Here is a 9,240-nt window from a genome sequence, read left to right on the forward strand (position 1 = left end):
TCGATCCGCCCTAAAAGTTCGTCACGGACGGGGCCGGTGGGATAAGGACTTGATCCCCCGGCCCCGTTTCGCCATATGCGCGGCGGGAGTCGGGCGGACGTAGTCGTCGCCAACCCGGTCAGGTCCTGACGGAAGCAGCCGTAACGATTTCGCTGCGGGTCGTTCCGGCTCCCACCCTCCGCACATTGTTGGTCCTGGTCTGGCACCTCGTTTTCCGTACACCCCGGCGAAGGCCGGGGTCCAGTTGCCGTGGCGGATGCGATGGCGGTTCGCGCAATCTCAAAGCGCCGCCTGACGGGACCCCGGCCTTCGCCGGGATGGTGCGGGTGAGGACGGATCGCTTCACGATTATACCTGACGGCGCGCGCCCGAACGCCTATGTTGGCTGGCGATGATTTCCCTCACCCCGACCTGTCCGGCCCGTCATGGCTGATTCGTTCGACCTGGGCGAACCGGCCCAGCCTGTCCAGCCGCCCGCGAAGGCGGAAGCCTATCGCGTCCTCGCGCGCAAATACCGGCCGCAGACCTTCGACGCGCTGATCGGGCAGGACGCGATGGTCCAGACGCTGGGCAACGCGATCAAGCGCGACCGGCTGGCCCATGCGTTCCTGATGACCGGCGTGCGCGGGGTCGGCAAGACCTCGACCGCGCGGCTGATCGCCAAGGCGCTGAACTGTGTCGGCCCCGACGGCAATGGCGGCCCGACCATCAGCCCCTGCGGCCAGTGCGAGCCCTGCCGCGCCATTGCGGAAGGCCGTCATATCGACGTGATCGAGATGGACGCCGCCAGCCATACCGGCGTCGACGACGTGCGTGAGATCATCGAAGCGTCGCGCTACGCCGCCGTCTCGGCACGCTTCAAGATCTACATCGTCGACGAAGTCCACATGCTTTCCAAGAACGCCTTCAACGCGCTGTTGAAGACGCTGGAGGAGCCACCCGCCCATGTGAAGTTCCTGTTCGCCACGACAGAGGTGAACAAGGTCCCGATCACCGTCCTGTCGCGCTGCCAGCGTTTCGACCTGCGGCGGATCACGGCGGACAAGCTGGCCGCCCATTTCGCCGATATCTGCGCCAAGGAAGGCGTTACCGCCGAGGACGAGGCGCTGATGCTGGTCGCCCGCGCGGCGGAGGGCTCGGCACGCGACGGCCTGTCGATCCTGGACCAGGCGATCGCGCACGCCGATCTGGAGGGTGGCGGCGTCACGGCGGCGGCGGTGCGCGAGATGCTGGGCCTGTCGGATCGCGGCGCGGTGCGTGACCTGCTGGGGCTGGTTCTGAACGGCGATGGCGCGGGCGCGCTGGCGTCGCTGCGGCGGCAATATGATTATGGCGTCGATCCGCAATCCGTGCTCCGCTCGCTGCTGGAGACGGTACACGGCATTACCCTGACCAAGGTCGGCACGCCGCCCGACGCCGCCCAGCCTCTGGAAGAACGCGCCGCGCGTGAGGAATGGGCTGGCGCGCTCAGCTTCCCGGCGCTGCATCGTCTCTGGCAGCTGTTCCTGAAGGGGCATGACGAGGTCGCGCGCGCCGCCTTGCCCATCGAGGCGGCCGAAATGGCGCTGCTCCGGGCGATCCACGCCTCGACGCTCCCCGATCCGGGCGAGCTGGCACGGCAGATCCGCGACGGCGGCGTGTCGGCAACCAGCGCCCCGGTGGTGACGCATCAGGCGGCACCGGCCGCCGCGCCCGTCGCCCTCGCCCCGCCCCCACCGCCCGCCGAGCCCGAACCGCCCAGGCTGCCCGACAGCTTCGTCGCGATGATCGACCGACTGGACGATATGGGGCAACTCGCGCTCGCGGCCCGAATGCGCCACGGGGCACGTCTCGTGCGTTACACTCCACCGGAGATGGTGTTCAGCGGATCGCGCCCGATTGCGGCCGATACGCTGAGCGAACTGATCGCGGCGCTGAAAACGGCGACGGGCCAGAACTGGCGCGTCACGCTGGAGGATGTCCCCGGCCAGCCGACCCTGCACGAGCAGCAGGTCGCGGCCGAGGAAGCGATCAAGACCGCCGCGTGGGAATCGGACATGGTCCGCGCCGCGCGAGAGGCTTTCCCCGAGGCCGAATTGATGGAATGGCCCGGCAAACGCAGTGTGAACGGAGCATGATGTGAAGAATCTCGACGAAATCCTGGCAATGGCCCAGAACGTCCAGAACGAACTGGAAAAGGCGCAGGCCAATCTCGACAATATCGAGGTGGAAGGCGTCTCGGGCGGCGGCCTGGTCAAGGTGAAGGCATCGGCCAAGGGCCGGATCATCGGCATCGCCATCGACGACTCGCTGATGCAGCCGTCGGAAAAGGGCATGCTGGAGGACCTGCTGGCCGCCGCGATCAACGATGCACGGACCAAGGCGGATGCCGCCTCGGGCAGCGAAATGTCCAAGATGACCAGCGGCCTGCCGCTGCCGCCGGGCTTCAAGCTGCCCTTCTGATCTGTCATCGTTTCGGGAACCGTATGTCGGCCATGGCGTTGCTTCCTCCATCAAAACAGGAGGGAATGTCATGGCCGATGAACGTGTTACCGAAACCTATGGCACGCAGCAGCCGCATACCACTGTCATCGAGCGCCGCAGCGGCGGCGGCATGGCGATCGCCATCGTCCTGCTGATCGCGGTGCTGGTCGGCGGCTTCTATCTGTTCAGCCGGGGCGGCGCGGAGAACCGCCGTGACGCGGCCGTGACCTCGGCGGCCAGAAGCGTCGGCGATACCGCCAAGAAGGCCGGTGACGCGATTTCCGGCGACGCGAAGTGAGATGATCCGTTACCGGCCGGGCGGTTTATTGCCCGGCCGGTAATGTTGGCGGCGAATCGATCTCGGCATCAGGATCGGTCAGCCGCGTGAGGATTTTCGTGCCGAAGGTCAGCGGATCGCGCCCGCCGCCATAGCCAGCCTCTTGCGCCTCGGTCGGTGAACAGCGGCGTTGACCTGCGAATATCCCGCATGGACCTGTGCCTCCCAATATCTGAGTGCCGCTCAGTCCCGATCCTGTGCCGTCCGCCTCCATGCCTGTGCTGCGAACCGACGGTGGGATGCGATACCGATCGGAAGCCCGTCCGCATACGACCACCTCATCCGGGCCGGGCAAGCAATCCGCCCGCGGCGTGATGCGCCGCAACGGCAGGACCGGCGTCGCTGTTTGCAGCATCAAGATCAGGCCGATGGCTGTGCTCATCCATACGCTCCCACGAGAATGGAGGGAGGGTGTTGCAGGATCGTGGCTTTTGCGGGGCGATGGTTTCGAGGAGGTTCACCCGTGGCGACGGCCCTCCCCCATCCCCTCCCGCCTGCGGGAGGGGCGTGTTCTGTTCAGGCGGTGTGCGCTACCCGCTGCGGTTGGAACCAGCTGCCAGCCCAAGGCACGCCCCTCCCGCAGGCGGGAGGGGATGGGGGAGGGAAAGGGGTCTCACAGAGCCCCCACCTACATCACCGAAGACAGCTATCCAGCCCCTGCCGCCGCACCACGCCCACATAGCGCGCGATCACGTTGCCATGCTGGCGGACGAACCCGGTCGGTGCCACCGCCGCGCGTTTCTTGGGGAGCGGCAGGACGGCGGCGATCCGCGCGGCCTCGGTCGGTGAGAGATGCGAGGCGTCATGCCCGAAATAGCGCATTGCTCCGGCATTGGCGCCGTACGTCCCGATGCCGGTCTCGGCGATGTTGAGATACACCTCCATGATCCGCCGCTTGCTCCAAAGCGTCTCGATCAGGAAAGTGAACCACGCCTCGAACGCCTTGCGGATATAACCACCATTCTGGAACAAGAACGCGTTCTTGGCGGTCTGCTGGCTGATCGTGGAGCCGCCGCGAATGCGGCCGCCCTTGGCGTTGCGCGCGGCCGCGCTCGCCATCGCCTTAAAGTCGAAGCCGTTATGCGAACAGAAGCGCGCATCCTCGCCCGCGATCGCGGCGCGCGCCATGTCCGGGTCCATCTCGGACAGCGGCATCCAGTCCTTGGTCACGCCATGCCCGCCGATCACGTCCCCCAACATGGTGAAGGTGATCGGCGGCGGCACGAAGCGATATACGCCGACCCAGACGACACTGAGGATCACAAAGGCGAGCACGGCCTTCATGGCCCAGCGAGCGATGCGCAACATGGGCGGGGTCCTTAGCGGGGTTTGGAGCGGACGTCACTCACTCCGCGCCCCGCGCCGGTTCAGGACTTCAGCGTCTGTGCGATCCAGCGGTCGAACAGGTCGGGCCAGAGCCGGTTCGGCGAGCCTTCGGGCGCGCTCATCGCGCCGAAGCCATGCCCGCCTTTCTCGAAGAAATGCGCCTCGACCGGCACCTTCGCCGCCCGCGCCTGGGTCAGCACATCGATCGACTGGTCCAGCGGCACCAGCCCGTCATTGACGGCGTGGACCAGGAACAGCGGCGGCGTGCTGGCATTGATCCGGCGCGGCGTGTCGTAGCGCGCCTTGGTCGCGGGATCGGGATTGGGGCCGAGCAGATTGTCGCGCGAGCCCGGATGGGTATTCGGCGTCGACAGGCTCGCCACCGGATAGACCAGGCCCGAGAAGCGCGGGCGGGCCGATTGCCGGTCGGCGGCGTCAATCGGCATATACACCTTGTCGTCATAGCCCACGGTCAACGACGCGGCGAGGTGCCCGCCCGCCGAAAAGCCGACGATGCCCAGCTTGGCCGGATCGATGCCGTAGCGGCTCGCATTGGCGCGGATCAGACGCATCGCGCGCTGCGCATCCTGAAGCGGCACATTCGCCTGATCGTCCCACCCTTCCGACGGCAGGCGATAGGACAGCGCGAAGACGGTGATGCCATGCGGATTCAGCGTCTTGGCGACGTCGATCCCCTCGTTCTGGATCGACACGAAACCATAGCCGCCACCCGGAATGGTCAGCACCGCACGCCCATCGGGGCGTTCGGGGCGGAAGACGGCGACGATCGGATCGGCGGTGCCGCGCAGCCACAATTCCTGCCGACCTGCGGGGCCGTTCATCGACGGATTGGGCTTTGGCAGGGTCGCGCGCGCGCCGGGCGGGCGACCGGGCCAGAGCGAAAAATGTTCGGCGGGCGGCCAGGGCGTCATCGCTGCGGCGGAAACGGCCTGCGCGGCCGCGCGACCCGCCAGCGGCACGGTGGCCATGGCCCCGATCAGAGAGCGTCGGTCGATCATTGGCATCCCCTCATCCTTCCGCGCCTGATAGCGCTATTCCGAAACGAGGGTGGCGATGCGGCGCGCGCCGATCAAGTAAAAAGGCCGCATAAGGAAAAGGGGCGGAACCCTTATGGTCCCGCCCCCTCGTCTCAATGGCCGTATGTCTTGATCCCGCGTCGGCGCAGCTTCTCGCGCTTGCGTCGACGGCTGTACGGGATCGCGAAAGCCAACCCGGCAATCAGAACCACGCCGATGATTACATAGGCCAGCTGTTCGCGTTCAAGAAAATCCAGCATTAGTCGAAAATCGCTCCCCAACGACGCTTCACACGCTCACGCCAGTGACCGCGATGATAGGCGTCCGAGGCGAGCAGCGGCATGACCGAACCCGCTTCCGCGAACACCATCTGTTCGAGCGCGGTGTCGACCTTGCCCCAGCTCGCCGCTTCCTTGAGCGTCGAGGACGAGCAGGCACCGTCACGAACATCGGCCACCGTGATCTGCACGGCATATTTGTGCATTTCGACGTCGTCATGGCCCAGGATCTCGGCGCAGACAACCGTATCCTGGATGAAATTCTTCGGCACGCCGCCGCCGATCATCAGCAGGCCGGTGGTGCCTGCCTTGATCTTGATGTCGGTCAATTCGCGGAAGTCGGCGATGGCGTCGAGCACCATGTAGGGCTTGCCTTCCTTGGCACGCTCGACCTGATGCTTCACCAGACCGAAGCCCGCCGACGAGTCGACGAAGGCCGGGCAGAAGATCGGCACGTCATGCTCATAGGCGAGCTTGACGAGGCTGTTGTCCTTCTTGCCGTGCTCGACCAGATACTTGCCCATCTCGCGGATGAAGGCGCGGCTCGAATAGGGCTTCGGCTCCAGCGAATCGGCGATCTTGCCGATCGTGTGGTCGCAGTCCTGCAGCTGCTCTTCGTCGATATAGGTGTCGTAGATGCGGTCGATATACAGCGAACGCAGCGTGTTATCGTCGGGGATTTCCAGCGCCTGATAATGCTTGTGACCCAGGCCCTCGAAGAAATCCATGTCGACGATCGACGCGCCGGTCGCGACGATGCCGTCGATCATGTTCGAGCGCAGCAGCTCGGCATACAGGTCCATGCAGCCGCCCGCCGAGGTCGAACCCGCGATCACCAGGAAGATCGAGCAGTCCTTGTCGGCCAGCATCTGGTTGTAGATGCCGGTCGCGCGCGCCAGGTCGCGGCTGGTGAAGCTCATCTTGCCCATCGAATCGATGATGGGGCGGGCGTCGAACGAGGTGATGTCGATATGCTCGACCACGCTGGAGAGCAGCTCGGCCTTACGGTTGTCGTTGATCGTGTCGGTCATGATGGTTCCATCATCATCGAGAAGCCGTCGTCGTTATTGGGGACGCGGTAACCCGGCTGGCCCGGCTCTGCGCGGGGGCAGTGCCGGTATGCGAAGGGGCCTTATCGCGGTGGATGCCGCAATGCCACCCCATTCCCCTCCCGCCGAAGCGGAAGGGGATAAAGGAGGTGCTAAAGTCGCCGGGTTACAGCTTGACGACGTTCGCCGGACGGGCCTGCTCGACCTCGTCGCGATAGACCGAGAACATCGGCTCGTCGTCGGTCACGACGAACTCGTGACAGGTGAAGCCGTTGAACTGGGTCCGCATGGCCTGGCCGTACGCGCCCAGCATCCCGATCTCGAAATAATCGCCGGTGTTCGTGTCCGCGGGCAGCGGGAACGGACCCTGCATGAAGTCGAGATCGTCGCAGGTCGGGCCCCAGAAGCTGAAGTCCATGTCGCGCGCGTCGGAAGCAGGCTCGCGCAGCAGCTGGACCGGATATTTCCACCCGATATGCGCCGCATCGAACAGTGCGCCATACGCACCGTCGTTGATGTACAGCTCATTGCCCCGGCGACGCTCGACGCGCACCACGACCGACGAATATTCCGCGCACAGCGCCCGGCCCGGCTCGGCCCAGAGTTCGGCCGAATAGGACACCGGCAGGCTCTCGAACGCACGGTGGATCGTCTCGAAGAAACGCTCCAGCGGCGGCGGAGTCATGCCCGGATAGGCCGAGGGGAAGCCGCCGCCGACATCGATCACGTCGACCGTAACGGCCGCCGCAACGATCGCCGCACGCACCCGCTCCATCGCCGCCGAATAGGCGTCGGGGGTCATGGTCTGGCTGCCGACATGGAAGCAGATGCCCAGCGCATCGGCGACCTGACGGGTCGCGATCAGCAGGTCCTTCGACTCTTCCAGGCTGACGCCGAACTTCGACCCCAAGCTGAGCTTGGCATATTCGGACGACACGCGCATGCGGACGCACAGGGTCAGGTCGGTCGCGCCGTTCGTGGCGCGGACGATCTTCTCCAGCTCTTCCATGCTGTCGAGCGAATAGGTGCGGACGCCGTGCGTGAAATAGGCCTCGGCAATCGCCTCTTCCGACTTCACCGGATGCATGAAGCAGCAGACGGACTGTGGGGCGACTGACTTCACCAGACGAACTTCCGCGATCGAGGCGGTGTCGAAATGGGTGATGCCATTGTCCCACAGGATCTGGATCAGATCCGCAGACGGATTCGCCTTCACCGCATACATCGGGCGGCCCGGAAACTTCTCGACGAAGAATCGGGCGGCGCGCGCAGCGGCGTGCGGGCGAAGCAGCGTGACCGGATCAGCCGGACGACGCTTGGCGATGTCGATGCCGCGCTCCAGGTTGGAGGGGACGGCGGTCGAGTGGGCAGCTAGCCCCAGCGCGCGATGATTCTGGTGCAACTCAAGGGACCTCCAATTGCCGGACGGCATACGGTGACAAAAAGCTGCCTTGCGGTTGGAAGTCCCATGGGGCAGCGGAGGCGCGAAATAGGGTCCGCTTTTTCGAATGTAAAGCGGTAGAAAGCCCGTCGGAGATAAAAAGTGACAATCTTAAGACAGCCGACAAAAGCGGGGGTCCGCGACGCCGCCGAAAAGATCGCCCGCATACTGCCGCCGTCACCAATATTTCCCTTTGCAATCAAAGGGAAGACGGTGGTTTTCAAGGCAGAAAACCTGCAACCTGTCGGCGCGTTTAAACTGCGCGGCGCATGGCACCGGTTAACCGCGTTGGACGATGTTTCGCGGGCACGCGGCGTGGTCGCTTTCTCGTCCGGAAACCATGCGCAGGGAATCGCCTGGGCCGCGCAACGGCTGGGGATCGCAGCGACGATCGTGATGCCCGCCGACGCGCCCGCATCGAAGCGGGAAGGCACGTTGGCGCTGGGCGCGGAGATCGTCGATTACGACCGCGCGACCGAAAGCCGCGAGCTGATCGCACGCCGCCTTGCCGAAGCGCGGGGCGCGACGCTGGTGCCCAGCTTCGACGATCCCTGGGTGACCGAGGGACAGGGGTCGGCGGGTATTGAGGCGGCGGCGCAGATGGCGGCGCTCGGCCTGCCCGCGCCCACGCATGTCGTGACGCCCTGCGGCGGCGGCGGGCTGGCGGCGGGGCTGACGCTGGCCCTGCCCGAGGCAAGGATCACGGTCGTGGAGCCGGAGGGCTGGGACGATATGCGCCGATCGCTGGAGGCCGGGTGGATCGAGCCGGTCGGGGACAACCCGCCGCCGACCGCCTGCGACTCGCTACAGACGACGCGCGTATCGCCGCTGACCTTCGAGGTGCTGGCGCGGCGCGGGGCGGAAGGCGTCGCGGTCAGCGAGGCCGAGGTGGCGGCGGCGCAACGTTTCGCGGCCGAGCGGCTGCGGCTGGTGGTCGAACCGGGCGGCGCGGTGGCGCTGGCCGCGCTGTTGTCGGGCAAGGTGACGGCGGCGGACGGAATGCTGGTCCTGCTGTCGGGCGGCAATGTCGACCGTGCGGCCTATGCGCGGGTGCTGGCAGGCTGATGCAGGGGATCGCGAACGCCGCGCCGGGTCTGGCCATGCTGGCGGCCTTTGCCTGTGTCGCGGGCGGTGTCGTCACGATCCGGCGCGGAGATCGGCGTAAAGGCGTGCTGATGCTGGTGATGGCGGTGGTGCTGGTGGGGAATGTGCTGATCTGGACGCTGTAAAGCGTGGCAGAGAAAAGCCCCTCCCCTTCAGGGGAGGGGTTGGGGTGGGGCTTCTCCATAAGCGCGGTATCTGCGGAAGG

General features: G+C 65.8%; 11 protein-coding genes and 1 other RNA gene. 6 read left to right on the forward strand and 6 right to left on the reverse strand.

What is annotated here, in order from left to right; genetic code table 11:
• Positions 1-81: 81 nt before the first annotated feature.
• The 4 genes from ffs (at position 82) to SP5_RS02370 (ending at position 2,761) form a co-directional block, all read left to right on the forward strand.
• Positions 82-179, forward strand: an RNA gene (gene ffs, locus SP5_RS18660) — signal recognition particle sRNA small type.
• A 246-nt stretch (positions 180-425) separates the two neighbouring features.
• Positions 426-2,117, forward strand: a complete 1,692-nt coding sequence (locus tag SP5_RS02360; protein ID WP_042483572.1) for a DNA polymerase III subunit gamma/tau — start codon at positions 426-428, stop codon at positions 2,115-2,117.
• 1 nt (position 2,118) lies between these two features.
• On the forward strand, positions 2,119-2,442 hold the full coding sequence (locus SP5_RS02365; protein ID WP_042483574.1) for a YbaB/EbfC family nucleoid-associated protein: 324 nt from the start codon (positions 2,119-2,121) through the stop codon (positions 2,440-2,442).
• A gap of 70 nt (positions 2,443-2,512) precedes the next feature.
• The gene (locus tag SP5_RS02370) at positions 2,513-2,761 is read left to right on the forward strand and encodes a hypothetical protein (RefSeq protein ID WP_042483577.1); all 249 of its coding nucleotides are present in this window, start codon (positions 2,513-2,515) and stop codon (positions 2,759-2,761) included.
• 25 nt (positions 2,762-2,786) lie between these two features.
• On the opposite strand, the gene SP5_RS18955 is transcribed toward SP5_RS02370, so the two are convergent.
• The 6 genes from SP5_RS18955 to SP5_RS02390 all read right to left on the reverse strand — a co-directional run bounded on the left by SP5_RS18955 (position 2,787) and on the right by SP5_RS02390 (position 7,892).
• Positions 2,787-3,182: a hypothetical protein gene (locus SP5_RS18955; protein ID WP_157013552.1), complete on the reverse strand. Its 396-nt coding sequence runs from the start codon at positions 3,180-3,182 to the stop codon at positions 2,787-2,789.
• Positions 3,183-3,433: 251 nt separating this feature from the next.
• Positions 3,434-4,108 (reverse strand): monofunctional biosynthetic peptidoglycan transglycosylase, encoded by a 675-nt coding sequence (gene mtgA / locus SP5_RS02375; protein WP_042483580.1) that lies wholly within the window; start codon positions 4,106-4,108, stop codon positions 3,434-3,436.
• Between the two features lie 59 nt (positions 4,109-4,167).
• Positions 4,168-5,145, reverse strand: a complete 978-nt coding sequence (locus tag SP5_RS02380) for an alpha/beta hydrolase (protein ID WP_052811373.1) — start codon at positions 5,143-5,145, stop codon at positions 4,168-4,170.
• 131 nt (positions 5,146-5,276) lie between these two features.
• Entirely contained in the window at positions 5,277-5,423 is a 147-nt protein-coding gene (locus SP5_RS19420) for a hypothetical protein (RefSeq protein WP_167334668.1), read from the reverse strand.
• The gene (locus SP5_RS02385) at positions 5,423-6,472 is read right to left on the reverse strand and encodes a 1,9-bis(guanidino)-5-aza-nonane synthase (protein WP_042483586.1); all 1,050 of its coding nucleotides are present in this window, start codon (positions 6,470-6,472) and stop codon (positions 5,423-5,425) included. Before SP5_RS02385 ends, SP5_RS19420 begins: the two co-directional genes overlap by 1 nt.
• A gap of 184 nt (positions 6,473-6,656) precedes the next feature.
• Complete coding sequence (locus SP5_RS02390; protein WP_084220535.1) at positions 6,657-7,892, reverse strand: type III PLP-dependent enzyme domain-containing protein; 1,236 nt, start codon at positions 7,890-7,892, stop codon at positions 6,657-6,659.
• Positions 7,893-8,087: 195 nt separating this feature from the next.
• Here SP5_RS02390 and SP5_RS02395 point away from each other — a divergent pair, with 195 nt between their 5' ends.
• Both SP5_RS02395 and SP5_RS19425 read left to right on the forward strand, forming a co-directional pair.
• A complete protein-coding gene (locus SP5_RS02395; protein WP_245613372.1) occupies positions 8,088-8,996 on the forward strand; it encodes a threonine ammonia-lyase in 909 nt (302 codons plus the stop codon).
• A complete protein-coding gene (locus SP5_RS19425; protein WP_042483592.1) occupies positions 8,996-9,160 on the forward strand; it encodes a hypothetical protein in 165 nt (54 codons plus the stop codon). Before SP5_RS02395 ends, SP5_RS19425 begins: the two co-directional genes overlap by 1 nt.
• Positions 9,161-9,240: the final 80 nt, after the last annotated feature.

The organism is Sphingomonas parapaucimobilis NBRC 15100, assembly GCF_000787715.1.
In the GTDB taxonomy this organism is placed as follows: domain Bacteria; phylum Pseudomonadota; class Alphaproteobacteria; order Sphingomonadales; family Sphingomonadaceae; genus Sphingomonas; species Sphingomonas parapaucimobilis.

Bases quoted from the DNA above. Each gene is read 5' to 3' on its own strand.
- SP5_RS02360 (WP_042483572.1), top strand. From the start codon at position 426: ATGGCTGATTCGTTCGACCTGGGCGAACCGGCCCAGCCTGTCCAGCCG.
- SP5_RS02370 (WP_042483577.1), top strand. From the start codon at position 2,513: ATGGCCGATGAACGTGTTACCGAAACCTATGGCACGCAGCAGCCGCAT.
- SP5_RS18955 (WP_157013552.1), bottom strand. From the start codon at position 3,182: ATGAGCACAGCCATCGGCCTGATCTTGATGCTGCAAACAGCGACGCCG.
- mtgA (WP_042483580.1), bottom strand. From the start codon at position 4,108: ATGTTGCGCATCGCTCGCTGGGCCATGAAGGCCGTGCTCGCCTTTGTG.
- SP5_RS02380 (WP_052811373.1), bottom strand. From the start codon at position 5,145: ATGATCGACCGACGCTCTCTGATCGGGGCCATGGCCACCGTGCCGCTG.
- SP5_RS19420 (WP_167334668.1), bottom strand. From the start codon at position 5,423: ATGCTGGATTTTCTTGAACGCGAACAGCTGGCCTATGTAATCATCGGC.
- SP5_RS02385 (WP_042483586.1), bottom strand. From the start codon at position 6,472: ATGACCGACACGATCAACGACAACCGTAAGGCCGAGCTGCTCTCCAGC.
- SP5_RS19425 (WP_042483592.1), top strand. From the start codon at position 8,996: ATGCAGGGGATCGCGAACGCCGCGCCGGGTCTGGCCATGCTGGCGGCC.